This window comes from Stenotrophomonas sp. LARHCG68 (genome assembly GCF_052871705.1).
This window is the reverse complement of the sequence record NZ_JBIXJV010000001.1, coordinates 859295-883389: the sequence shown is the minus strand read 5'-3', so window position 1 is coordinate 883389 and position 24095 is coordinate 859295. Positions and strand designations below refer to the sequence as shown.

Annotated in this window: 23 protein-coding genes and 1 riboswitch; of the genes, 13 read left to right on the top strand and 10 right to left on the bottom strand. The window is 68.7% G+C overall.

All coding sequences use genetic code 11. The features are described from left to right. Positions 1–105: 105 nt before the first annotated feature. Entirely contained in the window at positions 106–333 is a 228-nt protein-coding gene (locus tag ACIPR8_RS03785) for a glutaredoxin family protein (RefSeq protein ID WP_132865257.1), read from the bottom strand. 98 nt (positions 334–431) lie between these two features. On the opposite strand from ACIPR8_RS03785, the gene ACIPR8_RS03780 reads away from it, so the two are divergent. Together ACIPR8_RS03780 and ACIPR8_RS03775 are read left to right on the top strand one after the other, a co-directional pair. Continuing rightward, complete coding sequence (locus tag ACIPR8_RS03780) at positions 432–1814, top strand: L-serine ammonia-lyase (RefSeq protein WP_446540190.1); 1383 nt, start codon at positions 432–434, stop codon at positions 1812–1814. Between the two features lie 145 nt (positions 1815–1959). Continuing rightward, positions 1960–2697, top strand: a complete 738-nt coding sequence (locus ACIPR8_RS03775; protein ID WP_446540189.1) for a response regulator transcription factor — start codon at positions 1960–1962, stop codon at positions 2695–2697. Here the strand turns inward: ACIPR8_RS03775 and ACIPR8_RS03770 are convergent. Further along, a complete protein-coding gene (locus ACIPR8_RS03770; protein ID WP_446540188.1) occupies positions 2679–4055 on the bottom strand; it encodes a sensor histidine kinase in 1377 nt (458 codons plus the stop codon). The two genes, ACIPR8_RS03775 and ACIPR8_RS03770, sit on opposite strands and share 19 nt — an antisense overlap. A gap of 313 nt (positions 4056–4368) precedes the next feature. Continuing rightward, the gene (locus ACIPR8_RS03765; protein WP_192287385.1) at positions 4369–4941 is read right to left on the bottom strand and encodes a hypothetical protein; all 573 of its coding nucleotides are present in this window, start codon (positions 4939–4941) and stop codon (positions 4369–4371) included. A 386-nt stretch (positions 4942–5327) separates the two neighbouring features. On the opposite strand from ACIPR8_RS03765, the gene ACIPR8_RS03760 reads away from it, so the two are divergent. From ACIPR8_RS03760 to ACIPR8_RS03735, 6 genes are all read left to right on the top strand, one after another. Then, complete coding sequence (locus ACIPR8_RS03760; protein ID WP_192287386.1) at positions 5328–5810, top strand: hypothetical protein; 483 nt, start codon at positions 5328–5330, stop codon at positions 5808–5810. 98 nt (positions 5811–5908) lie between these two features. Next, a complete protein-coding gene (locus tag ACIPR8_RS03755; RefSeq protein ID WP_132865263.1) occupies positions 5909–6682 on the top strand; it encodes an SDR family oxidoreductase in 774 nt (257 codons plus the stop codon). A gap of 86 nt (positions 6683–6768) precedes the next feature. Continuing rightward, positions 6769–8220, top strand: a complete 1452-nt coding sequence (locus ACIPR8_RS03750) for an aldehyde dehydrogenase family protein (protein ID WP_446540187.1) — start codon at positions 6769–6771, stop codon at positions 8218–8220. Positions 8221–8223: 3 nt separating this feature from the next. Beyond that, complete coding sequence (locus tag ACIPR8_RS03745; RefSeq protein WP_132865265.1) at positions 8224–8475, top strand: hypothetical protein; 252 nt, start codon at positions 8224–8226, stop codon at positions 8473–8475. Positions 8476–8503: 28 nt separating this feature from the next. Then, entirely contained in the window at positions 8504–9667 is a 1164-nt protein-coding gene (locus tag ACIPR8_RS03740) for a low temperature requirement protein A (protein WP_446540186.1), read from the top strand. A gap of 186 nt (positions 9668–9853) precedes the next feature. After that, entirely contained in the window at positions 9854–10642 is a 789-nt protein-coding gene (locus ACIPR8_RS03735) for a hypothetical protein (RefSeq protein WP_132865266.1), read from the top strand. Here ACIPR8_RS03735 and rarD read toward each other — a convergent pair. The 4 genes from rarD to metX form a co-directional block, all read right to left on the bottom strand. After that, on the bottom strand, positions 10617–11519 hold the full coding sequence (gene rarD, locus ACIPR8_RS03730) for an EamA family transporter RarD (protein WP_313251710.1): 903 nt from the start codon (positions 11517–11519) through the stop codon (positions 10617–10619). The two genes, ACIPR8_RS03735 and rarD, sit on opposite strands and share 26 nt — an antisense overlap. A gap of 229 nt (positions 11520–11748) precedes the next feature. Then, positions 11749–12816 carry a homoserine dehydrogenase gene (locus ACIPR8_RS03725; protein ID WP_446540185.1) on the bottom strand — a complete coding sequence of 356 codons (1068 nt, stop codon included), beginning with the start codon at positions 12814–12816 and terminating at the stop codon, positions 11749–11751. Continuing rightward, on the bottom strand, positions 12813–14060 hold the full coding sequence (locus ACIPR8_RS03720; protein WP_446540184.1) for an O-succinylhomoserine (thiol)-lyase: 1248 nt from the start codon (positions 14058–14060) through the stop codon (positions 12813–12815). The genes ACIPR8_RS03725 and ACIPR8_RS03720 overlap by 4 nt, the downstream gene beginning before the upstream one ends. Next, on the bottom strand, positions 14057–15085 hold the full coding sequence (metX, locus tag ACIPR8_RS03715; protein ID WP_446540183.1) for a homoserine O-succinyltransferase MetX: 1029 nt from the start codon (positions 15083–15085) through the stop codon (positions 14057–14059). Before metX ends, ACIPR8_RS03720 begins: the two co-directional genes overlap by 4 nt. A 69-nt stretch (positions 15086–15154) precedes the next feature. Continuing rightward, positions 15155–15274: riboswitch (SAM riboswitch) on the bottom strand. 117 nt (positions 15275–15391) lie between these two features. On the opposite strand from metX, the gene ACIPR8_RS03710 reads away from it, so the two are divergent. The 4 genes from ACIPR8_RS03710 to ACIPR8_RS03695 all read left to right on the top strand — a co-directional run bounded on the left by ACIPR8_RS03710 (position 15392) and on the right by ACIPR8_RS03695 (position 20787). Next, entirely contained in the window at positions 15392–16195 is an 804-nt protein-coding gene (locus tag ACIPR8_RS03710; protein WP_446540182.1) for a M23 family metallopeptidase, read from the top strand. Positions 16196–16342: 147 nt separating this feature from the next. Then, entirely contained in the window at positions 16343–17947 is a 1605-nt protein-coding gene (locus ACIPR8_RS03705; protein WP_446540181.1) for a peptide chain release factor 3, read from the top strand. Between the two features lie 125 nt (positions 17948–18072). Further along, entirely contained in the window at positions 18073–18705 is a 633-nt protein-coding gene (trhA, locus tag ACIPR8_RS03700; RefSeq protein ID WP_132865273.1) for a PAQR family membrane homeostasis protein TrhA, read from the top strand. Between the two features lie 120 nt (positions 18706–18825). After that, positions 18826–20787, top strand: a complete 1962-nt coding sequence (locus tag ACIPR8_RS03695; protein ID WP_446540180.1) for an AsmA family protein — start codon at positions 18826–18828, stop codon at positions 20785–20787. Between the two features lie 18 nt (positions 20788–20805). Here ACIPR8_RS03695 and ACIPR8_RS03690 read toward each other — a convergent pair whose 3' ends face one another. From ACIPR8_RS03690 to mtgA, 3 genes are read right to left on the bottom strand one after another with little or no spacing between them, the layout of a single operon-like run. Continuing rightward, positions 20806–21237, bottom strand: a complete 432-nt coding sequence (locus ACIPR8_RS03690; protein WP_132865275.1) for a CBS domain-containing protein — start codon at positions 21235–21237, stop codon at positions 20806–20808. Beyond that, entirely contained in the window at positions 21197–22216 is a 1020-nt protein-coding gene (locus ACIPR8_RS03685; protein WP_446540179.1) for a glycosyltransferase family 2 protein, read from the bottom strand. The genes ACIPR8_RS03690 and ACIPR8_RS03685 overlap by 41 nt, the downstream gene beginning before the upstream one ends. A 26-nt stretch (positions 22217–22242) precedes the next feature. Further along, complete coding sequence (mtgA, locus tag ACIPR8_RS03680) at positions 22243–22998, bottom strand: monofunctional biosynthetic peptidoglycan transglycosylase (RefSeq protein ID WP_446540178.1); 756 nt, start codon at positions 22996–22998, stop codon at positions 22243–22245. A 77-nt stretch (positions 22999–23075) separates the two neighbouring features. Here mtgA and hslO point away from each other — a divergent pair, with 77 nt between their 5' ends. Beyond that, entirely contained in the window at positions 23076–23969 is an 894-nt protein-coding gene (gene hslO, locus ACIPR8_RS03675; protein WP_132865278.1) for an Hsp33 family molecular chaperone HslO, read from the top strand. Positions 23970–24095 lie beyond the last annotated feature (126 nt).

Genomic DNA, 24095 nt, shown 5'->3' with positions numbered 1-24095 from the left:
GCGCGGCGCCGGTGCAGCGGAGCGTGGCTCCGCGCCACCGGCCATCGCGCCGCTGTTGTCCGTGCCGAGCCACGCCCGGCACGGGCCCATCGGCCCGGCTCCGCGCTACTGCTTCAGCCAACGCTGCACGCTGGCCGCGTCGAACGGCCATTCCAGTTCGCGCCCGGCGCCATCGCGCAGCACCGGCACACGCGTCCCGTAGCGCGCCTCCAGCGGCGCGTCGTCATCGATGAACACGCTTTCGAACGCCGGTGCGCGTGCCTGCGCCAGCACCGCCAGCGCCTGGTCGCACAGATGACAATCATCGCGCTGGAACAACACCAATCCGCTCATGCCGCTGCCCTGTGGTTGGAATGCTGCGCTGCAGGCATGGCCCGCCGCCGCCAGCACGTAGAATAGCGGCCCTCTCCACGCAGTACGCAGAAGCACGCATGTCCGTCAGCACGTTCGACCTGTTCAAGATCGGCATCGGCCCGAGTTCGTCACACACCGTGGGCCCGATGCGCGCGGCCGAGCGCTTCGTGCACCGCTGGCTGCTCGACCAGGGCCACCTGCAGGACACCGTGCGCATCCGCGCCGAGGTGTTCGGCTCGCTGGCGTTGACCGGCAAGGGGCACGGCACCGACAAGGCGGTACTGCTCGGCCTGGAAGGCCACCGCCCCAACCTGATCGACCCGGACATCATCCCGGCCGCGTTGGAGCGCATCCGCAGCACCAAGCGCATCCACCTGATGGGCCAGCACGAAATCGCCTTCGACGAGAAGCGCGACCTGCCCATGAACAAGCGCCAGAAGCTGCCGTACCACACCAACGGCATGCGCTTCACAGCCTACGACGCCGACGACCAGATCATCGCCACCCGCGATTATTACTCCGTCGGCGGTGGCTTCGTGGTCAACGAGGACGATGCCGCCGATGACCGCATCGTCCCCGACCAGACGCCCATCCCCTACCCGTTCAAGAGCGGCGACGAGCTGCTGGCTCAGGCCGCGCGCAGCGGCCTGAGCATCGCGCAGATGATGTTCGAGAACGAGAAATGCTGGCGCAGCGAGGACGAGATCCGCGCCGGCCTGCGCGAGATCTGGGACGCCATGCAGTCCTGCGTGACGCGCGGCATCCGCTCCGAGGGCACCCTGCCCGGCGGCCTGCACGTCAGCCGCCGCGCGCCCACGCTGTACCGCGAGCTGTCCGCGCGCCCGGAAGCGGCCATGCGCGACCCGCTGACCACGCTGGACTGGGTCAACCTGTACGCGCTGGCGGTCAACGAGGAAAACGCCGCCGGTGGCCGCGTGGTCACCGCGCCCACCAACGGCGCAGCCGGCATCATCCCCTCGGTGCTGCATTACTACGACCGCTTCTGCCCCGGCAGCACCGAGCAGGGCGTGTTCGACTTCCTGCTCACCGCCGCGGCGATCGGCATCCTCTACAAGGAGAACGCCTCCATCTCCGGCGCCGAGGTCGGTTGCCAGGGCGAAGTGGGCGTGGCCTGTTCGATGGCGGCCGGCGGGCTGATGGCCGCGCTGGGCGGCAACCCGGGCCAGATCGAGAATGCCGCCGAGATCGGCATGGAGCACAACCTCGGCCTGACCTGCGACCCGATCGGCGGGCTGGTGCAGATCCCCTGCATCGAGCGCAACGCGATGGGCGCGGTCAAGGCGATCAATGCCAGCCGCATGGCCATGCGTGGCGACGGCAAGCACAAGGTGTCGCTGGACAAGGTCATCAAGACCATGCGCGACACCGGCCGCGACATGCAGGACAAGTACAAGGAAACCAGCCGCGGCGGCCTGGCCGTCAACGTCATCGAGTGCTGACCGGCCAACGGGCCGGCACGCGCGGTACCCCGCGGCGTCATCGCCGCCTCCGGCGACCGGCCTGCCGCGGTCGCCGACCGGGTCGCTTACAAAAGCCCCGGTGACTGCAGTAGGCTGGCGCGACGATCAACGATCACGCCCCCACTTGAACGACAGAACCACGCCCACGCCCGACCTTCCGGAGCCACCGCTGAAGGTCGCGGTCACGGAGGACGACGCGCTGCTGCGTGATCGCGTCCTGCTTCCCGGCCTGCGCGACCATGGGTTCAACGTCCAGGGGTATGGCGATGCCACGGAACTGTATCGGGGCCTGCTGGCCGAGGCCTTCGATGTGGTCATCCTGGACATCGCCCTGCCGGGCGAGGACGGCCTGAGCATCGCCTCGCACCTGCGCCGCATCCAGCCCGGGCTGGGCATCGTCATGCTGACCGGCACCGGGAACCGCGAGAACCACCTGCGCGCCCTGCGCGACGGGGCGGACATCTATCTGGCCAAGCCCGTGGACGTCGAGATCATCGCCGTCACCCTGCACAGCCTGTCACGCCGCCTGCCACGCACGGCAACCGGCACGGTGCCAACGGAACCGCCCGGCACGTGGCGGCTGCTCTCCGATGGCTGGTGCCTGGAAACGCCCACCGGCAGGATCATCGCCCTGACCACCCCGGAGCGTTCACTGCTGGCCCTGCTGGCCCGCCATCGCGGCCAGACCGTGGAGCGGGAGCGGCTGATCGACGCATTGACCGATGACGCTTCGGACTTCGACCCGCATCGCCTGGAAGCCCTGGTGCACCGCGTCCGCCGCAAGGCCGCCGCCGCCGCGCCCGATGCCCCGCCATTGCCGTTGCTCTCGGTCCGCGGAAAGGGCTACGTGCTCGCCAGCTGAGCGGTCTCCCCATCCATGGCCAGCGGCAGCAGGATCCGCACCGTCGTGCCCTGCGCCGGCGGGCCAACGAGGTCGATCTTTCCGCCGGCCTCCAGCAGCATGTCGCGCACCACGGACAAGCCCAGGCCAGTCCCCATCCCGCTCGGCTTGGTGGTGAAGAAGGGTTCGAAGGCCTGCGTGCGCACGTCTTCCGGCATGCCCTTGCCGTCATCGGTCAGGTCCAGGCATACCCAGGCCCCGTCCAGCCGGCCTGCCTGGATGCGGAACGTGCCGGTATCGGTGATGGCATCCCTCGCGTTGGCGGCGATGTTGATGATCACCAGCCCGAAGCGATCGATGTCCATCCGCACCGGCAACGCGCCATCGGCGCACTCCAGCTGCAGGCGGACCCGCGCCCCGAACAGCTGCTTCAGCATCGGCATCAGTTCGCGCAGTGACGCCGCCGCGTCGAACACCTCCGGCCGTGCGACTTCCTGCCGGCTGAAGCTCAACAGCTTCCGGCTGATGGTCAACGCCCGCCTGGCGGCCAGGTCCACGTCGCCCAGCGCCTCATAGAGTGCCGGCGCCCCCCTGTCGGCCAACCGTTCCCGCTGCGCGGCATAACTCAGGATGATGCCCAGCACGTTGTTGAAGTCGTGGGCCACGCCACTGGCCAGGCGGCCCACCGCCTCCATCTTCTGCGCGTGGACGAGCTGGTCGCGCGTGCGTTCGCGCTCGCGGACTTCTTCCTGGAGCCGTTCGTAGGCCAGCGCCAGCGCCTGCCCGCGGGCGTTGGATTCCTCCAGGCTGTTGCGCAGCGCGGCCACGGTGCGGTCCAGCGCGATGGCGATGAGCAGCCAGATACCGGCCAGCGATACGGCCTTGCCCAGACCCGTGACCGAGATCGCCCCGCCGCCGAGCGCCGCGCGCACGAGGTCGGCGACCAGGGTCGCCGCGATGACCCCCAGCAACGTGGCCAGCGTGATCCACAGTGTCCGGCGCCCCAGGATCAGGCCTGCCAACGCCAGCAGGATCATCGGCATGGGATCGAACCCCACGCCCGCCATGCCGGTGGTGATGTAGATGATCGCCATCGACAGCATCACCACGCCGAGGAACACGTGCACGCCCTGGCGGAAACGACCACGCCGGATCAACCACACGCCTGTCCATGCGGCGGAGGTCATCAACACGTCCGTGGCCAGGTCGGCGGCCAGCGCCGTTGCATCCGGCACGACCCGCGTCCAGCGACCGCTCAGCACGGCGTACAGGAACAGCGACTTGTTGAGCGGGATGAACACCCCGAGGAACAGCAGGAGCACCTGCACGAAGGGGGCATTGCGACGATCAACCGGATCGTCGACAGGGATGTTCGACAACCAGCGCCGGACCCGACCGAGGAAAAAATCGTACTTGATGGGAGTCTCCTGGCATCCACCGGCCTGGCGCGGCGCCGGTCATCGCCGCGCGCGCCCCAGGCGCCGAAACAGAACAGACACAAAGGCCATTCCTCACCGTTTATCACCCCCGCGGTGACAAACGATGCGTGTATTCAATGACCCGCTTTTGTAGCTTAAAGCCGCCGCAGTTCCCGCCAGGAGCGACATCCCCGAAACCCTGACACACCCGCGTCCGCGCATGATCCGGCGGTGGTATCCGGAGCGTCAAGCACAGCGTGCCCGACCACCGGTCTCACGCGATGTAGGCAACCCATCGCCGCCCCAGTGCACCGACGATGCTCTCGAGCAGGTCGATGTTCAACGGCTGCGAAATGTCCAGGCCGGCCCTGACGAAATCCACGGGCATGCACAGGGTCTGCGCCAGGGAGTGACAGGAGGCACCGCTTCTCACCATCTCATTGAGGACCAGCACCTTCATCGACTCCGCAGCCGACAGGCGCGCGTCGATACCGTCCCGCGGCCGGCTCCGTGGCAGCGGGATGAGCCTTCCGGCCCGCATGTGTTCGCGTACGGCCGCCCTGAGCGCTGCGTTGAGCTTTTCCCTGGAGTACTCCGAACCCGGCAGGCAGACCTCGGGCCAGTCCGCCAGATGCAACGTGTAGCTGCTGACGGCGCCGACGGATTTCACGGGATAGACAAGCATGGAATTGAGCACACCAACCGTTTTCAGCACGTCAACCTGATCCCGGAACGTCCTGACAGAACCCATCACCCCGGCCCAAGCCCAGCAGGGCGCCGCAGGGGCCCGACACTCCAACGCGAAGAACACACCGTCATGACGCACCCAAGCATCGAACAGATCCACGCCCTGATCGAATCACTGGACAACGCCTCGCTCAGTACCCACCAACGTGTCCAGGCCCTGCAGGAAATACGCCGCATGTCTGCCAGCCTCTACCTGAACCGTGCTACGCAGGACACAACCGAGCAGTGTCATCAGATCGATGCCCTGGCCCTGAAGGCGTGCGGCATTGCGTTGACGTCGCAGCAAGCATGACCCCGCCATCCCGTACCTGTTGGCAACGGAAGATAAGGGCTATTGACATGATGTTCACGCATGCTTCCTCACCCCGTCGGTGATAAACGATGAGGAATGACCGTCCCCGCCACGCATCGCCGCACCGCGCGCCGTTGCATCCCGCCGACACGCCACGTGCAGGCCACGCCTCGTCGGATGAAACACGCCCCGCGATGACAGGCACCGCGCCCGCGCCGCCCAACCCGCGGACCCCGAGCTTCGGGGAACTGCAGGCATTGATGCATCCGCACCTTCCCCAGGACCTCTCGAGATTCGATCTGCATGAACGGGTCGCGCAACGCTCGACGGAGATCCGCCAGACGGACCCGTTGAGCGCCGCGCTGCTGGCTGCCGCCGCCGTGCAGCTGCGGCGCCAGGCGCAGAACGAGCGCAGCGCGCGCAGCACCCCGGCGCTGCGGGTGAGGACGCTGCGCGAACTGCAACCGGTCCTCACCGCGCTGCGGCAGGCCTGCATCCAGGAAGCGGCCTTGGCCGCACTTGGCCCGTCCGCGCCCGGCTGGCTGCGTGGCACCGATGCCAGGACCGGCGCAAGCCGCCTGGCAGCCTCCCGGGAGAGTCGCTCCGAACTCACCCGGCTGCTCGATGCCCTGCGCCAGGAGAACGCTCCACAGCGGGACGAACCCCGCGGCAACTGAGCTGCAAGCACCTCCTCCTGCGCCGCAGCGAGGCCACACGGCGACCGCCGGCGTGCCGGAAGCGCCATCACCACCGCCCCACCACCAGGAACATGCAGATGAACGACCATTCCCTGAAGAACAAAGTCGCCGTGATCGCAGGCGGCGGCAAGAACCTCGGCGCGCTGATCGCCCACCAGTTCGTCGATGCCGGCGCGCGCGGCATCGCCCTCCACTACAACAGTGACGCCTCCCGCGCCGACGCCGAGAAGACCGCCGCCGAACTGAAGGCCAAGGGGGCCGATGCCACCCTGTTCCAGGGAAACCTGGCGGTGGTCGACAACAACGTGAAGCTGTTCGACCAGGCCAAGGCCCACTTCGGCCAGGTCGACATCGCCATCAACACCGCCGGCGTGGTCATCAAGAAACCCATCGCCGACATCACCGAGGCCGACTACGACAAGAGCTTCGACGCCAATGCCAAGGCCGCGTTCTTCTTCATCCAGCAGGCCGGGCGCGTCCTCGCCGACGGCGGGAACATCGTGACGATCGTCAGCTCCCTGCTGGCCGCCTACACGCCGTTCTATGCGATCTACCCGGGCAGCAAGGCCGCCGTGGAGCACTACACGCGCGCCGCGTCCAAGGAGTTCGGCGAGCGTGGCATTTCGGTCAACGCCATCGGCCCGGGCCCGATGGATACGCCGTTCTTCTACGGGCAGGAACAGCCGGACGCGGTGGCCTACCACAAGTCCGCGGCGGCACTGAGCAAGTACAGCAGGACCGGGCTGACCGACATCCAGGACATCTCGCCGATCGTCAAGTTCCTGGTCACCGACGGCTGGTGGATCACCGGGCAGACCATCTTCGCCAATGGCGGCTATACCACCCGCTGATGCATGGCGGTGACGCGCACGAAGCGCGTCACCCTCCCTGTTCCATGGACAGGGCGTTCAGCAGCCAATCGCGTGGGGTAATCACGATGAGCAATCGTTTCCAGTCCTGCTTCGACGCGCAGAAGGCGCGGTTCGACACCGATGCCACCAAGTCCCTTGCATGGCGCCTGGAGCAACTGGACCGCATGGAACGGATGCTGCGCGAGCACCAGCAGGCGCTCTGCGCGGCGCTGCACCAGGATTTCGGCAAGCCACCGTTCGAGCAGCTGTTCGAGATCACTGTCCCGCTGGGCGTGATCCAGTACTACCGGGACAACCTGAAGGCCCTGATGGCACCGCAACCGGTGCCGATCCCGCCGGAACTGGAGGCCCGTGGCAACCGTGGCCTCGTGTTCAAGGAGCCGTACGGGGTGACCCTGGTCATCGGCCCCTTCAACGCGCCGATCCTGCTGTTGCTGGACCCCGCCATCGCCGCGCTGGCCGCAGGCAACACCGTGGTCCTGAAACCGGCCAACACCACCCCGGCGACCGCCGAACTGCTGAGCCGCTGCATCACCAACCACTTCAACCCCGAGGATGTCGCCATCGTCACCGGCGGCCGCGAGGAGATCGCGGCGCTGCTGGAACTGCCGTTCGACTTCATCTTCTTCACCGGCAGCTCGGCGGTCGGCAAGGTGGTGCTGCGCGCCGCCGCCGAGCACCTGACCCCGGTCGTGCTGGAACTGGGCGGGCAGAACCCGACCGTCGTCGATGCCAGCGCCAACCTGGACATCGCGGTGGACCGGATCGCCTGGGGCCACAACGCCATCGCCGGCCAGTGGTGCGTGGCCCCGGGCTACGTCTGCGTGCACCGCTCGATCGCCGATGCGTTCATCACGCGCCTGAGACGGTCGTTGATCCATATGTACGGCGAAGACCCCCGCCACAGCCCGGATTTCGCGCGGATGATCAGCGAGCATGATGCCGAACGCGTGGCCTCGTACATCCTCCCGGACAAGGTCGTGCATGGCGGTCGCTTCGACGTCCCCGGCCGGTACGTCGAGCCGACGGTGCTGTATCCCTCCGCGTGGACCGACCCGGCCATGCAGCAGGAGGTATTCGGCCCGGTCCTGCCCGTCATCCCCTATGACGACCTGCGCGAAGTGGTCGGCCTCATCAAGCGCAGGCCCAGGCCGCTGGCGGCCTATATCTTCAGCAAGGACCCGGCGGCCATCGACTACTTCCTGGGGAGCGTGTCCTTCGGTGGCGGCTGCGTGAACCAGACCAACCTGCACTGCTGGATCGACAGCCTTCCCTTCGGCGGCGTCGGCTACTCGGGGATGGGCAAGTACTACGGCAAGGCCGGCTTCGACACGCTGAGCAACACCAAGGCCATGTTGATCGGCAACCCCGACGAGGTGCTGGACGTCTTCCCGCCCTACGCCGGCAAGGACATCGCCGGCAGCCTGGGGCTGTTCGCGTGGACGGAACCGCCCGCGCCCTGGGATGACGCCTCACCGATGCCGGATACGAACACCCACCCCAACGCGACGGATTGAACCATGCGCACAACCCTGCTGATCGTTGCTGGACTTCTCCTGGCCGCCCTGGCGTCGTGGCTGGGGGGCCCCTCACGACGCGTGATGGCGGCCGTGCTCTTCGCCGCGGCGTGGCTGGCCGTCGTCGGCTGGAACCTGCGCACGGGCCTGTCGCATGGCTACACGCTGCGCGAGGAGCTGCCGATCCAGGCCGCGATCTACCTGGTGCCACTCGCGCTGGCGGTGTGGCTGGCGTGGAAGCACGCGGCCAAGTGACCCCGAACCCCTCGCCACGGATGCCCCGGTGAACTCCCGAATCCACTCCATGCTCCGCGTGCGCGACGGCCATGAGGCCAAGGTCGGTTACGCGGAACTGTTCTTCGACCTGGTCTATGTCTTTGCGGTCACCCAGGTATCGCACTTCCTGCTGGGCAACCTGACCCCGCTCGGCGCCGCCCAGGCGCTGCTGCTGTGGTTCGCGGTCTGGCTGGGTTGGCAGTACACCTGCTGGATCACCAACTGGTTCGACCCCGAGTCCCCGCGCATCCGCCGCATGCTGTTCGGGCTCATGTTCGTCTCGCTGGGGATGGCCGCGGCCCTGCCGGACGCTTTTGGCCAGCGCGGTCTCCTCTTCGCCGGCTGCTATGCGCTGATGCAGGTGGGGCGCGCCCTGTACATCCGCGTCAGCCTGGGCAACGCACCGCTGGCCTCCAACTACACGCGCATCCTCGGATGGGCCTGCATCAGCGCGGTGTTCTGGATCGCCGGCGGCCTGCAGCAAGGCACGCCACGGATGCTCCTGTGGGCGGTGGCCGTGGCCTGCGAGTACCTGTCCCCGATGTTCGGCTTCCCGCTGCCGGGCCTGGGCCGTTCGAACAGCGAGCGCGACTGGACGGTGGAAGGCGGGCACATCGTCGAGCGCTGTGCCTTGTTCATGATCGTCGCGCTGGGCGAGTCGGTCCTGGTCGCGGGCGCAACGCTGGGCCACGCCCACCACTGGGACATGCCGATGCTGCTCGCGTTCACGGCCGCGTTCGCCGGCAGCGTGGCGATGTGGCGGGTCTACTTCAGCGTCGCGGTGAAGGAAGCGACCGAGGTCATCGTCCACGCACCGGACCCCGGCCGCTACGCCGCGTTGTTCCACTACCTGCACGTGCTCATCCTGGCGGGCGTCATCGTCACCGCGGTCGGCAATGACCTGGTCATCGCGCACCCCACCGCCCGCATGGACGGAACGTCCCTGCTGGTGCTGGTGGTGGGACCGGCGCTGTTCCTGCTCGGCAGCGGCCTGTACAAGCGGGTGATCCACGGGCACTACCCCGTCTCGCACCTGGTCGGCCTGGGACTTCTTGCGATCACCGCGATCGTCGGCTGGCGCTTCAACCTGCTTGTGGCCAATGCGTGGACCACCGTGGTCCTGTTCGTGGTGACCGGATGGGAGCAGCATTCCAGCGCCAATCGCAGCTGAGCCTGCGGGCCGGTGTCCTCCCGCCGTGGTGTCCAATCCTTGTCTTGAAGTGCCCTGCCGGGCAGATCAGAATCCGGCCACCACACGATCTGCCCAGGGAACAGGATGCACAGCGAACAGGACCCCGCCCGCCCGGCACCGATGCGCCCGGCACCCCGCAGGCGGCCCGAGCCCAGGAAGGGCGGATTGACCCTCACCCGGGTCATGCTGGGCGCCTGCGTGCTGGTGGTGCTGGCCTGGTACATCGGAAGGCGCGACGCACCTGACGCCGGCGCGACGGCGCAGGCCGATGCGACGCCCGGCCCCGCAGCCGCGTCTTCGCGCGGCGCGGCACGCTCGGAGGCGCACGTCGTGCAGGGTGAGAAGTCCACCACGCTGGCCACCCTGGACGAAGCGCGCATGACGGTGGGCGAACAGGGCCGCGTGCTGCGCATCACGGGCAGCGTCGGCCGCAACTTCGCCCAGGACCTGCAGGCGGCGCTGGACGCCAACCCTTCGCTGCAACGCATCGACATCACCAGTGGCGGCGGTTACGCCAAGCCTGGCCTGGAAGCGGCGCGGATGATCCGCCGCCGCAACCTGATCGTGCGGGTCAGCTCGCACTGCGCCAGCATGTGCGTTGCCCTCTGGGCCGCCGGTGCGCAGCGCCAGCTGGAGCCGGACGCGGTGATCGGCCTGCATGCCTGGGATGCACAGTGCGACGCACGCCCGTCGCCGGACCGCGAGCAGTGCCATTACCAGATGCAGTTCGCCACCGATCACGACGCCAGCTACGACTCCTGGCTGCGCGAGGCCGGCTTCAATGCTTACCTGCTGGGGCTGCAGGAACGCACCGCCTCGGAGAACATCGCCGTGGTCAACGCGCTCCAGCTCTGGGAGAACGGCGTGGACTTCAGCGCCGTCAGCCACGACGGCACGCCGATGACCCGTGCCGATGTCCAGCGCTATCTCAGGGACCGCTACAGCCGCCGTTGAACCGGCGGCGGCGCAGCTTCATGCCGCCTTCCAGCGCCAGCAGGGCCACCGCGATCCAGATCGCGATGTAGGTCGGCCACTGGCCCGGCCCGACGCTCTCGCCGAGCAGCAGTGCGGCCAGCATCAACAGCACCGGCTCGACGTAGGTCAGCAGTCCGAACAGGCTGAAGGACAGCATCTTCGCCGCCAGCACGTAGCACATCAGCGCCACCGCGCTGACCACGCCCAGCAACGGGATCAATGCATACAGCGCCGGGCGTTGCGCCAGCATCTGCAGCAGCGCCTGGCCATCCCCGATCGCGGCCCACCCCGCCACCGGCAGCAACAGCACCAGCTCCACCCAGAAGCCGCCCAGATGGGCGATGTCCAGGTGCCGGCGCACCAGGAAGTACGCCGGATAGCCCAGTGCCACCAGCAGCATCTCCCACGACAGGCCGTGGTTGCGCAGCAGCGCCCAACCCACGCCGAACGCGGCGCTGGCCACCGCCAGCCGCTGCAGCGGCGACAGGCGTTCGCCATAGACCACGCGCCCGACCAGCACCATCACCAGCGGCAGCAGGAAGTAGCCCATCGACACCTGCAACGCCCGCCCGTGCAGCGGCGCCCACAGGAACAACCACAACTGCACCCCGACCATCGCCGCGCAGGCCGGCATCGCCAGCCAGAGCCGGCGGTCGGTGCGCAGGCGTTGCAAGGTGCCTGGTATCAACGTGCGCTCGCCACTCACCCGCAGCATCAGCGCCACCAGCGGCACGGCGAACAGCACGCGCCAGCCGAAGATGTCCTGTCCCTGCAGCGGTGCCAGGTGCGGGCTGCCGTAATACATCACGCCGAACAGCAGCGACGCCACCAACGAAACCAGCACACCCTTGGACACGGAACCACCCGATCGACAGACAGGGCAACCCGCACCTGAGGGGGCGGCAGCCGCCGCGGGACACGCGGCATCGACGCAGGGAGCGTGCCACCGGCGCAGGGTACCGGGACCAACGCCGATCCCCAACCCTTCGGCCGGGAGGGGAACCCCGCCTCACGCCCCCGCCGTCACCCCGCATCGCTGCACATGCCCTGCAGCCCCACATCCGCACCGAACCGGCATGCGTCACTCAGCGGCGCACGATCCCCAGCACATCATCGAGCAGTGCCGCGGCGGTGACTTCCGCACCCGCCCCCGGCCCCTGGATCAACAGCGGCTGGGTGCTGTACCGGTCACTGTGGATCGCCACGCGGTTGTCGGTGCCGCGCCCACCGGCCAGCGGATGATCGGCCGGCAAGGCGCGCAGGCCCACGTGGGCCCCCTGCGCGTCCACGCGCCCGACCACGCACAACTTCAGGCCCTGCGCACGGGCCTGCTGCAGGCGCTCGGCCAATGGCGCGTCCAGCAGTTCCAGCGCGCCATCGACCTGGGCGGCCGGCAACGCGGCCAACGCCGACGGCACCAGCGAATCCACCTGCACCTGTTCGGCCTCCAGCGGCACGCCGGCCGCACGCGCCAGGATCAGCAGCTTGCGCCGCACGTCCTCGCCGGACAGGTCGATGCGCGGGTCCGGTTCGGTGTACCCGGCGGCAGCGGCCTCGCGCACGCAGGCGGAGAACGGCTGGCTGCCGTCGTAACGGTCGAACAGCCAGGCCAGCGACCCGGACAGCACGCCCTCGATCGCATGCACATGGTCGCCGCCGGCCACCAGCGCGCGGATGCTGCGCAGCAGCGGCAGGCCGGCGCCGACGGTGGCGGCATCGCCGTACTGCGCGGCACCGTGATCGGCGGCGGCGCGGATGTCGCGGGCACGCACCAGCGCGGTGCCGTTGCCCAGCTTGTTGGCCGTCACCACGTGGATGCCCTGCGCCAGCCACTGCGCATGATCGGCGGCCACCGCCTCGCTGGCCGTGGCATCGACCACGATGTCGCCGGCGACCAGCCGTCCCACTTCCTGCCGGTGCACGGGCTCGCCTTCACCGCGCTGCGCATTGCGCGCCTGTGACAGCACCGCATCGGGCGCATCACCGCAGGCCAGCGCGATGCGCGAGTTGGCCACCACATGTAGCGCCGGCAGGCTCAGCTGGCGCTGCTGCAGGGCCTGGTAGCGGCTGACGAACGCCGAGCCGACGGTGCCGGTGCCGAGCAGCACCAGCCGGGCCTGCGTGGTTTCCTGCGGACGCAGCTGCGCGCTCATGCATCCACCGTTTTCTTGCATTTGGAGGCGTCCCGCGACTGCGCGATCACGTTGGCCGCACGGGCCAGGGCGGCCTGCAGGTCGGCCAGCAGGTCCTGGCTGGACTCGATGCCCACCGACAGGCGCAGCAGGCCGTCGCTGATGCCGGCCTTGGCGCGCGCTTCGGCGGTCATCGCCGCATGGGTCATGGTCGCCGGGTGCGCCACCAGGCTCTCCACGCCACCCAGCGATTCGGCCAGCGTGAAGTACTGCAGCCCATCGACGAAGGCGCGCACCGCCGCGTGCGGGTCCTCGCCGTCGCACGGCTCCAGCTCGAAGGACAGCATCGCGCCGAAGCCCTTCTGCTGGCGCGCCGCCACCGCATGGCCCGGGTGTGATTCCAGGCCCGGGTAATAGACGTTGGACACCGCTTCATTGCCCACCAGCAGCTCGACCAGCGCCTGGGTGTTCTCCTGGTGCACGCGCAGGCGTGCATCCAGCGTGCGCAGGCCACGCAGCGTCAGGAACGCATCGAACGGCGAACCGGTCAGGCCCAGCGCGTTGGCCCACCACACCAGCTGCTGGTGGACCTCGGCATCGGCGGCGATCACCGCGCCGCCCACCACGTCACTGTGGCCGTTGACGTACTTGGTGGTGGAATGCAGCACCACGTCGGCCCCGAACGCGATCGGGGTCTGCAGTGCCGGCGACAGGAAGGTGTTGTCGACCACCACCTTGGCACCGGCCTTGTGCGCGGCGTCGATCACGAAGCGCAGGTCGGTGATGCGCAGCAGCGGGTTGGACGGGGTTTCGATCAGCACCAGCTTCGGCTGCTGCGCCAGGGCATCGGCCAGCGAGCGCGGGTCGGTCAGGTCGGCGGTGACCAGCTCGAAGTGGCCCTTGGTGGCCAGCGCGTTGAACAGGCGCCAGCTGCCGCCGTATGCGTCATGCGGCACCACCAGGCGGTCACCCGGCTGCAGCAGCGCATTGAGCACCAGGTTGATCGCGCCCACGCCGGTGGCGGTGACCACGCCGCCGGCGCCGCCTTCCAGTTCGGCCAGGGCTTCGCCCAGCAGGTCGCGGGTCGGGTTGCCGCTGCGGGTGTAGTCGTACTGCCGCTTGTTGCCGAAGCCGTCGAAGCTGAAGTTGGATGACAGCACGATCGGCGGCGTCACCGCGCCGTGGGCGGTGTCCCGGTCGATGCCGGCACGCACGGCCGCGGTGACGCGGCTACAGGACACAGCGGAAGTGTGGGACAGGCTCATGCGGTTTCTCCGGGCAGGCGAAGGGCGTTGGCGAGGATCGCGTCGATGCGATCGGTTTCTTTGAGGAAGGCGTCGTGGCCGTAGGGCGAGCGCAGCACGCGCAGGCTGCCGCGCGGGCCCAGGCCCTCGACCAGCGTGACCAGGTCCGACAGCGGCACCAGGCGGTCGCCTTCCACGGCGACCACCAGGGTCGGCACGCTGATGGCGGCCGGGTCGACGCGGTGCAGGTCGATGGATTCGGACAGGCGCAGGTAGGCGTTGACGCGGGTGCGGGCCACGTACTGCGCGCCGGCAGCGTCGAGGTAATCCTCGGCGGCCACGCGCACGCGGCCATTGACCACTTCCGGCGCGGCGTCGAAGCGCTCGCCGAACTCCTCCGGCGTGCGGTAACTGAGCATGGCGAACTGGCGGGCCAGTGCCAGCCCGTGCGTCTCGGCGCACTGCAGCTGGCCCAGCGCCACCGCGCGGCGCTGCAGCGCGCGCCAGGCCGAGGCATACGGATGCGGGCGGTGTGCGCCGCTGACCGCGATCAGCCTGGCCAGCCGCTGCGGGTGGCGCACGGCCAACTGCTGGCCAACCAAGGCGCCGTAGGAATAGCCGACGAAACCGTGCAGCTGTTCGATCTTCAGCGCGTCCAGCAGCGCGGCGATCGCGTCGGCCTGGTCGGTGGTATCGATCGGCGCGTCCAGCTCGCCGTCGGCGCCGATGAAATCCACGCCCAGCAGGCGGCGACGGCTGGGATCCAGCGCGCGGCCCACCCCGGCCAGCCCCTCGGCCCAGCCCTTCTCGCCGAAACCACTGTTGGCGGCGATGTGCCGATGCGCCGAGATGCCGCCGGCCACCAGTACCACCGGCGTGCCGGCCGTGCCGACCAGTTCGTAGCGCAGGCGCAGCAGGCGCTGTCCTGCATGACGCATCGCCAGGCGCACCTCGACCTCGCCGCGCACGGCGGGAATGGCGCGTTCAGCGCTGTCCGGGGAAGCGGCGGGGAATTCCTGGGCGGCAATGGCAGTGGCGAAACGCATGGCGATATCCGGTAAGGAGCAGCCATCGAGCTTCGCGGGCCCGTGTTCGCCGTACGCGGGGTACGGATCGAACCATCTTTCGGCGGACACAGTGGTCACCGCAGGATTTGGCACCAAACACAGGCGCTTGCGCGTCTGCTGGTTGCCCCGGCTTCAAAGGGCCTGTCCCTCTGCCGGTCTCGATGGTGGCGCTACGATGCCAGCGCCCCGCGCCCATGTCAATCGCTTTATTCGAATAAAGAGATGGATAGGTTTCCGACGCAACCAAGCAGGCACAATCCACTACCCCCTGCCTGCCCCCTCACCGTGCGCCCAACCACGCTGCTCCCGCTCCTCCTGCTGCTCTCCCTCGGCTGCGACGCCAGTCCCGGCGCGCGCTGGCGCCAGGGCTGGAACCTCGGCGGCGCCCCGGCCATCCCGGCCACCTCCCCGGCCGACCACTTCGCCAGCCTGCGCCTGCAGGCGCGCGGCGGTGGCCATGCGGTGATCGCGCGCAACCTGCTGTCCGGTCCGGTTCAGGTGCAGCTGCGCGGACTGGACGCTCCCGCGCCGCCGCACCTGCTTGCCGCCAACGAGGAACGCCTGTTGACCTGGCTGCCCGGCAACGCCAGTGGCGCGCGCCTGGTGCTGGATGCAGTCCCGGGTGATCCTGCGGCCCGGCCCGACGCCTACCGCTACCAGTTGCCCTTCCGGCAGGCGGCCATCCGCGTCAGCCAGGCGTTCGGCGGCCGCTTCAGCCATGGCGACCCGCAGAACCTGCACGCGGTCGACTTCCCGCTGCCGGAAGGCACGCCGGTGCAGGCGGCACGCGACGGCACCGTGATGCAGGTGATCGCCGATTCGCCCGGGCAGGGCTGCCTGGTCCGGGTCCTGCACGGCGACGGCAGCATCGGCCTGTACGCCCACCTGCAGTCCGGCGGGCTGCAGGTCCGCCCGGGCCAACGGGTCCAGGTCGGCCAGGTGCTGGCCCGCTCGGGCAACACCGGCCGCAGCAGCGGCCCGCACCTGCATTTCGCGGTGCAGGCCAACACCGGGCTGGCGCTGGTATCGGTGCCGTTCCGCATGGACAGCCCCAACGGCGAACTGCGCTTCCCGCGCGAGGACCGCTGAACGACGGTGCCCAGCGACCCGCCACCGTGCACCCGCTGCCGCCGAACTGAACGCGCCGGGCGCGCGGCCGCCGCTGTTGCGGCCGGCCGACAGGTATAATTGCCGGTTCATTCGTCTACTGCTGCGCCCGGGCGGGCGCCCCCGACCATGTCCGAAGTCGCCTCCGAAGCCGCGCGCCGCCGCACCTTCGCCATCATTTCCCACCCTGACGCCGGCAAGACCACGCTGACCGAAAAGCTGCTGCTGTTCGGAGGCGCGATCCAGATGGCCGGTTCGGTCAAGGGCCGCAAGGCCGCCCGCCACGCCACCTCCGACTGGATGGCGCTGGAAAAGGAGCGCGGCATCTCGGTGACCTCGTCGGTGATGCAGTTCCCGTACGAAGACAAGATCGTCAACCTGCTCGATACCCCCGGCCACGCCGACTTCGGCGAGGACACCTACCGCGTGCTCACCGCGGTGGACTCGGCGCTGATGGTCATCGACGTGGCCAAGGGCGTGGAAGAGCGCACCATCAAGCTGATGGAAGTCTGCCGGCTGCGCGACACCCCGATCATGACCTTCATCAACAAGCTCGACCGCGAGGGCAAGGACCCGATCGAGCTGCTGGATGAAGTGGAAACCGTGCTCGGCATCCAGTGCGCCCCGGTCACCTGGCCGATCGGCATGGGCCAGCGCCTGAAGGGCGTGGTCCACCTGCTCACCGGCGAAGTGCACCTGTACGAACCGGGCCGCAACTTCACCCGCCAGGACTCCACCATCTTCCCGTCCATCGATGCACCCGGCCTGGCCGGGAAGATCGGCGAGAAGATGCTGGCCGACCTGCGCGACGAACTGGAGCTGGTGCAGGGCGCCAGCCATCCGTTCGACAAGGACGCCTACCTGCGCGGCGAGCAGACCCCGGTGTTCTTCGGCTCGGGCGTGAACAACTTCGGCGTGCAGCCGTTGCTGGACTTCTTCGTCGAGCACGCGCCGGCGCCGCAGGCACGCGCCACCACCGGCCGCGACGTGGCCCCGCAGGAAGACAAGCTCAGCGGCTTCGTGTTCAAGATCCAGGCCAACATGGACCCGCAGCACCGTGACCGCGTGGCCTTCATGCGCGTGTGCTCGGGCAGGTTCAGCGCCGGCATGAAGACCTTCCACGTGCGCAGCGGCAAGGAAATGAAGCTGGCCAACGCGCTGACCTTCATGGCCAGCGACCGCGAGATCGCCGCCGAGGCCTGGCCGGGCGACGTGATCGGCATCCACAACCACGGCACCATCTCCATCGGCGATACCTTCACCGAAGGCGAAGCGGTCACCTTCACCGGCATCCCCAACTTCGCCCCGGAACTGTTCCGCCGCGCCCGCCTGAAGGACCCGCTCAAGCTCAAGCAGCTGCAGAAGGGCCTGGCGCAGCTGTCCGAGGAAGGTGCCACCCAGTTCTTCCGCCCGCTGATGAGCAACGACCTGATCCTCGGCGCGGTCGGCGTGCTGCAGTTCGACGTGGCCGCCTACCGCCTGAAGGACGAGTACGGCGTGGAAGCGGTGTTCGAGCCGGTCTCGATCACCACCGCGCGCTGGGTCACCTGCAGCAACGCCAAGAAGCTGGAGGAGTTCCGCGAGAAGAACGCCAACAACCTCAGCATCGATGCCTCCGGCCACCTGGTGTACCTGGCCCCGACCCGGGTCAACCTGCAGCTGGCCGAGGAGCGCGCGCCGGACGTGCGTTTCTCCGCTACCCGCGAAGCGGCGCATACCGTCTCGGTGGATTGAAGGCGGGAGGACCGCCCTGCGCGAATGGGAACGGGAACGGCTGTCCCGTTCCGGTTCCCGCTCCCGGCCCGTTCCCTGCTTTAATAGCTGCCATCGGGCTTCCCCACCGCCCGCGGCAGTCGCACATGACCACAGCTGTTTCGATCCGGGAAGAAATCGCCAGCGCCCTGACCCACGGGCTGGGCGCCGTCACCGCACTGGCCGGCGGCGCCGTGCTGATCACCCTGGCCGCCATCTACGGGGATGGCTGGGAGCTGGGCAGCGCCATCGTCTTCGGTGTCGCCCTGCTGCTGCTGTACACCGCCTCCACCCTGTACCACGCCATCCAGCATCCGGTGGCCAAGGGCCGGCTGAAGATCTTCGACCACTGCGCGATCTACCTGCTGATCGCCGGCACCTACACGCCCTTCACCCTCGTCGGCCTGCGCGGCCCGTGGGGCTGGGGCCTGTTCAGTGCGATCTGGGCACTGGCGCTGTTCGGCGTGGTGTTCAAGCTGTTCTACACCGGCCGCTTCAAGAAGCTGTCCACGGCCATCTACATCGCCATGGGCTGGCTGGTGGTGGTGGCGATCAAGCCGATGTGGGCCTCGCTGGACGGGTGGACCATCGGCTGGCTGTTCGGCGGCGGCGTGTTCTACACGCTGGGAACCTTCTTCTACCATCGCGAGCAGGTCCCGTATTCGCACGCCATCTGGCACCTGTTCGTGATCGGCGGCAGCGTCTGCCATTTCGTCGCGGTGACCGCGCTGCTGCTTTGACCGGGTGCGCCCGCCGGCCGGCGATGCCCCGCAGGTTCATACGCGCCGGCAACGGAACATGCACGCCACGACAATGATTGCTTCGCGCGCCCTGCACCGCTGAGCGGCAACCATGGGCGCGTGAACAGCCCGTCCGCCCAACCGAAGACGCGCCCCTCACGCTGGCCTGCACGCCCCGGCAAACGCCTGCTCGCCGTGCTGCTTGCCCTGCTCGGCGCACTGCTCGCCCTGTTCCTGCTGTGGGACTGGAACTGGTTCAAAGCACCGCTGGAACGCGCGGTGCAGGCACGCACGGGCCGCGCCCTGCATATCGACAACCTCGACGTGACGCTGGGCCGCACCACCACGGTGCGTGGCGATGGCATCACGTTCGCCAATGCGCCATGGGCCCGCCAACCGGAAATGGCACGCGTACGCCGGGTCGAGGTCGACATCCGCCTGCTGCCGCTACTGCGCGCCAGCGTCCAGCTGCCGGAAATCCGCCTGACCCACCCGGATGTGCTGTTGCAGACCGCCCCTACCCAGGGCCAGCCCGGCAACTGGGACGTCCTCGGCGGCAGCGGTGGCAACAGCACGCTGCAGCTCAAGCGCCTGCGCATCGACGCCGGCAAGCTGCGCTTCGTCGACGCCGCCGGACGCACCGATGTCGCGCTCGACCTGCAGAGCGGCAAGCCATCCCACGGTGATGCCGCCCCGCCCCTCCACGTGGAAGGCAATGGGCACTGGCGCGGTGCCGCGTTCTCGATGCGCGGCAGCACCGAATCGCCGCTGGAACTCACCCATAGCGACACCCCGTTCCGGATCGCGTTCGATGCCCGTGCCGGTGCCACCCGTGCGCGCGCCAGCGGCAGCCTGACCAACCCCTTCCAACTGCAGGTGTTCAACCTGCAACTCCAGCTCAGCGGCCAGGACCTGGACGAGCTCTACCCGCTGATCGGCATCGCCATCCCGTCTTCCCCGCCGTACCGGCTGAACGGCCAGCTCGCGCGCGATCACCAGCGCTGGCGCTACACCGGCTTCACCGGCGTGGTGGGCAACAGCGACCTGGGCGGTGACGTGCAAGTGGAGACCGGTGGTGAACGACCGCGACTGCAGGCCAACCTGCTCTCGCAGCGGCTGGACTTCGACGACCTGGCCGGCTTCGTCGGGGCGCCACCGAAGACTGGCGGCGAGGAATCGGCCAACGCCCGGCAGAAGGCCGAGGCCGCGCGCCTGGCGGCCAGGCCCACTGTACTGCCGGACAAGGCCTATGACCTCGGCAAGCTGCGCGCGATGGATGCCGATGTGCGCTGGAAGGCCCGCCGCATCAATGCGCCGTCGTTGCCGCTGGATGACATGGACGCACACCTGCTGCTCGACGATGGCCTGCTGCGGTTGGAGCCGCTGGACTTCGGCGTGGCCGGCGGGCATATCCGCAGCACGTTGCGCATGGATGCCCGTCGCCCGCAGATCGCCACCGCATTGGATGCCAACCTGCGCAACGTGCAGCTGGGCCGGCTGTTCCCCGATGCCAAGCTGGCCGAACAGGCCTCCGGTGGCATCAGCGGCCGCGTCCAGCTCAGCGGGACCGGTAATTCCGTGGCCGCCATGCTCGGCAGCAGCGACGGCAACGTCGCCATCGGCATGGGCCGCGGCCACATCGGCAACCTGCTGATGGAAGTGGCCGGGCTGGATATCGCCGAATCGGTGAAATTCCTGTTCACCGGTGACAAGCAGATCCCATTGCGCTGCGCCTTCGCCGACTTCGGCGTGCAGGACGGGCTGATGCAGGCGCGCGCGCTGGCCTTCGACACCACCGACACGCTGGTCGTCGGCGAGGGCACGGTCAGCCTGCGCCAGGAACACCTGGACCTGCTGCTGCGGCCGCGTCCAAAGGACAAGAGCATCCTCGCCCTGCGTTCGCCGCTGCGCATCGGCGGCACCTTCAAGGACCCGTCCTTCCGCCCCGACTTCAAGGCGCTGGGCATCCGCGGAGCGATCGCCCTCACGCTGGGCAGCATCGCCCCACCGGCCGCGCTGCTGGCCACCCTGGAAACCGGGCCGGGCAAGGATGCCAACTGCGGCGGACACTACGCCCGGTAGCACCCGCCACCGGACCGCTCAGCCCTGGGTGATGTATTCCTGCAGCTGGCCCAGCTCGCGGCGCTGCTGCTCGATGACCGACTTGACCAGGTCGCCGATGGAAATCACGCCGACCACCTCGCCGCCCTCCAGCACCGGCAGGTGGCGGATGCGGCGCTGGGTGACCAGCTCCAGGCACTGCTCGACGCTGACCGTCGGCGCCACGGTGACCACCTCGGCGGTCATGATCTCCTGCACCGGCGTGGTCGCCGAGGAGCGGTCCATCAGCACGATCTTGCGCGCGTAGTCACGCTCGGACAGGATGCCGACCAGCTTCGGCCCATTCATCACCAGCACCGCGCCGATGCCCTTCTGCGCCATCAGGCGGATAGCGTCGATCACGGCCGATTCGGGCCGCACCGCGTGGATCTCAGGGGACTTGCTCCCCAGCAACTGTCGAACGGTCTGCATGGCGTTCTCCTGCGCTGATCGGTGCTGCCGATACTGCCACGTTCGCCGGGCGCCATGTGTCGACCAGGTACAAAGGCCGCTGCTTGGCCTCCATGTACAGGCGCCCCAGGTACTCGCCGATCAGGCCCAGCGCGATCAGCTGCACCCCGCCCAGGAACAGGATCACCGCCATCATCGTCGGCCAACCGGCGACCCGGTCGCCGTACAGCGCGGCCTTGCCCACCACCCAGGTACCGAACACGAATGCACTGGCCGCGGTGAACAGGCCCAGGTAGGTCGCCGCGCGCAACGGCGCGGTGGAAAAGCTGGTGATGCCTTCCAGCGCGAAATTCCACAATTTCCAGAAACCGAACTTGCTGCGCCCGGCGATGCGCTCGCCACGCCGGTACGGCAAGGCGATGCGGCGGTAACCGACCCAGCCGAACAATCCCTTCATGAAACGCTGCCGCTCCCGCAACTGCCGCAACCCGGCCAGCGCGCGTGGCGAGAGCAGGCGGAAGTCTCCGGTATCGGCCGGAATCGGCGTCTTCGACAGGCGACCGATCAGGCGGTAGAACACCGCCGCGGTCGCCCGCTTCATCCAGCCATCGCCGTCGCGTGCCCAGCGCGTGCCGTGCACGTCGTCGTAGCCTTGCCGCCACAGCGCGACGAACTCAGGGATCAGCTCCGGCGGATCCTGGCCATCGGCATCCAGCATGATCGCCGCGCCTTCCTCCACCGCATCCAACCCGGCGGTCAGCGCGATCTCCTTGCCGAAATTGCGCGACAGCCGCAGTGCGGCCACGCGCCGTTCATCCTGCGCCAACTGCTCGATCACCGCCCAGGTGGCATCGGAACTGCCGTCGTCCACGTACAGGATGCGGCCATCCACGTCCGCCATCGCATCGAGCTGCGCGCACAGCCGCGGATGCAGCAGCGGCAGCGCGTCCTGCTCGTTGAAGGCGGTGATGACAAGGGTCAGGCGATCAGCGGGATTCATGGCCCGATTCTACGCAGGCCGCCGGCTCAATCGCCCGCCTCCAGATAGTCCGCTCCGCCCAACTGCCGGGCCTGGCGCTGGATCCAAGCCGCGCGGCGCTGCACGTAAGGACCGGGGCGGGCCGCGCTGTAGCGCCGCGGCGACGGCAGCACCGCGGCCAGGCGCGCGCTTTCGGCCGCGCTCAACTGGGAGGCGTCCTTGTTCCAGTAGCTGCGCGAGGCGGCCTGCACGCCGTAGATGCCGTCACCGAATTCGGCGACGTTGGCGTAGACCTCGATGATGCGCTGCTTGGACCACAACGCCTCGATCAGCACCGTGTACCAGACCTCCAGCCCCTTGCGCAGCCAGCTGCGCCCCTGCCACAGGAAAACATTCTTGGCGGTCTGCTGGCTGATCGTGCTGGCCCCGCGCAGGCGCTTGCCCTTGGCATTGTTTGCCCGCGCCTTCTCGATGGCCTGCAGGTCGAAGCCGTTGTGCTCGGGGAACCGCTGGTCCTCGGCGGCCACCAGCGAGATCGGCACGCTGGCCGCCATCTGGTCCAGGCCCCGCCACTGGTAGTGGATCCGGAACCCCCATTCGCCCTGCGCCAGGGCCTCCACCTGCCGGAACAGCATCACCGTGGAGAACGGCGGATCGATGAAGCGCAACGCCAGCACCTGCAGCACGCTGAACAACGCCAGCGCCACCGGCACCCGCCACATCCACCACCACCAGCCGCGGCGGCGTCGGGCCGCCCCCGCCTGTTCCGGCGCGACCTTGCGCTCGTCCTGCTCCGCCCCCATTGAAGACCCACCTTGCAGATTCCATCGTCCGGCGCATTATCCGGCACCGGCCCCCACCTCGCGCAGATGCCGTCCCCATGACCGATACCTCCGACCTCCTCACCCGCTTCCTCCTGCCCGATGCCGGCGTCCGTGGCGTCCATGTCCGTCTGGGTGAAAGCTGGCGCGAAATCCTGTCCCACGGCGACTACCCGCCCGCCGCCGCGCGGCTGCTCGGCGAGGCCAGCGTGGCTACGGCGCTGTTCACCGGCCACACCAAGGTCGATGGCCGGCTGTCGATCCAGCTGCGCAGCAGCTCCGCGCTGCGCGCGCTGTTCACCGAATGCACCTCCGCCGGCACCCTGCGCGGCATCGCCCAGCTGGCCGAGGGCGAGGACGCGCCGTCCAGCCTGAGCGGGCTCGGCGAAGGCACCCTGCTGGCGATCACCATCGAAAACCCGGGCCTGGACCCGCGCGAACCGCAGCGTTACCAGAGCCTGGTCAACCTCAGCGGCGACACCCTGGACGACGCCTTCGAGGACTATTTCCGCCATTCCGAGCAGTTGCCGACCCGCCTGTTGCTGGCCTGCGACGGCGAGCACGCCGCCGGCCTGCTGCTGCAGAAGCTGCCCGGCGATGCCGGCGACGAGGACGGCTGGGTCCGCGTCGGCGCCCTGTTCGACACCCTGGGCCGCGAGGAACTGCTGGCCCTGCCCGGCGCCGAACTGCTGCACCGCCTGTTCCATGAGGAGCACCCCCAGCTGATGGGCGACAAGCCCCTGCGCTTCGGCTGTTCCTGCTCGCGCGAGCGGGTGGAGGCCATGCTGCAGTCGCTGGGCGAGGAGGAGGCCCGGGCCGCCGCCGAGGCCACCGGCCAGGTCGAGGTCCGCTGCGAGTTCTGTGGCCGCCAATACCACTTCCCTTTGACGGAATTCGGCGTATTGTTCGCTTCTACACCGGCCCAGCAGCCCGCCCCCGAGCGGTTGCAATAAGGGATTGCGAGTTTACGTTCTGGGGAGGACGAGGACTTGTTAAGAAACCATAAACACCATAGGATCAATGGCTCACGCGCCGGGAACTTCCCCGCGCATCCGGGGTCAGAGTGAGTCCATGAACGC

Bases quoted from the DNA above. Each gene is read 5' to 3' on its own strand.
- ACIPR8_RS03760 (WP_192287386.1), top strand. From the start codon at position 5,328: ATGACAGGCACCGCGCCCGCGCCGCCCAACCCGCGGACCCCGAGCTTC.
- ACIPR8_RS03750 (WP_446540187.1), top strand. From the start codon at position 6,769: ATGAGCAATCGTTTCCAGTCCTGCTTCGACGCGCAGAAGGCGCGGTTC.
- ACIPR8_RS03755 (WP_132865263.1), top strand. From the start codon at position 5,909: ATGAACGACCATTCCCTGAAGAACAAAGTCGCCGTGATCGCAGGCGGC.
- ACIPR8_RS03745 (WP_132865265.1), top strand. From the start codon at position 8,224: ATGCGCACAACCCTGCTGATCGTTGCTGGACTTCTCCTGGCCGCCCTG.
- ACIPR8_RS03705 (WP_446540181.1), top strand. From the start codon at position 16,343: ATGTCCGAAGTCGCCTCCGAAGCCGCGCGCCGCCGCACCTTCGCCATC.
- hslO (WP_132865278.1), top strand. From the start codon at position 23,076: ATGACCGATACCTCCGACCTCCTCACCCGCTTCCTCCTGCCCGATGCC.
- ACIPR8_RS03690 (WP_132865275.1), bottom strand. From the start codon at position 21,237: ATGCAGACCGTTCGACAGTTGCTGGGGAGCAAGTCCCCTGAGATCCAC.
- ACIPR8_RS03725 (WP_446540185.1), bottom strand. From the start codon at position 12,816: ATGAGCGCGCAGCTGCGTCCGCAGGAAACCACGCAGGCCCGGCTGGTG.
- ACIPR8_RS03785 (WP_132865257.1), bottom strand. From the start codon at position 333: ATGAGCGGATTGGTGTTGTTCCAGCGCGATGATTGTCATCTGTGCGAC.
- ACIPR8_RS03780 (WP_446540190.1), top strand. From the start codon at position 432: ATGTCCGTCAGCACGTTCGACCTGTTCAAGATCGGCATCGGCCCGAGT.
- trhA (WP_132865273.1), top strand. From the start codon at position 18,073: ATGACCACAGCTGTTTCGATCCGGGAAGAAATCGCCAGCGCCCTGACC.
- ACIPR8_RS03720 (WP_446540184.1), bottom strand. From the start codon at position 14,060: ATGAGCCTGTCCCACACTTCCGCTGTGTCCTGTAGCCGCGTCACCGCG.
- ACIPR8_RS03685 (WP_446540179.1), bottom strand. From the start codon at position 22,216: ATGAATCCCGCTGATCGCCTGACCCTTGTCATCACCGCCTTCAACGAG.
- metX (WP_446540183.1), bottom strand. From the start codon at position 15,085: ATGCGTTTCGCCACTGCCATTGCCGCCCAGGAATTCCCCGCCGCTTCC.
- mtgA (WP_446540178.1), bottom strand. From the start codon at position 22,998: ATGGGGGCGGAGCAGGACGAGCGCAAGGTCGCGCCGGAACAGGCGGGG.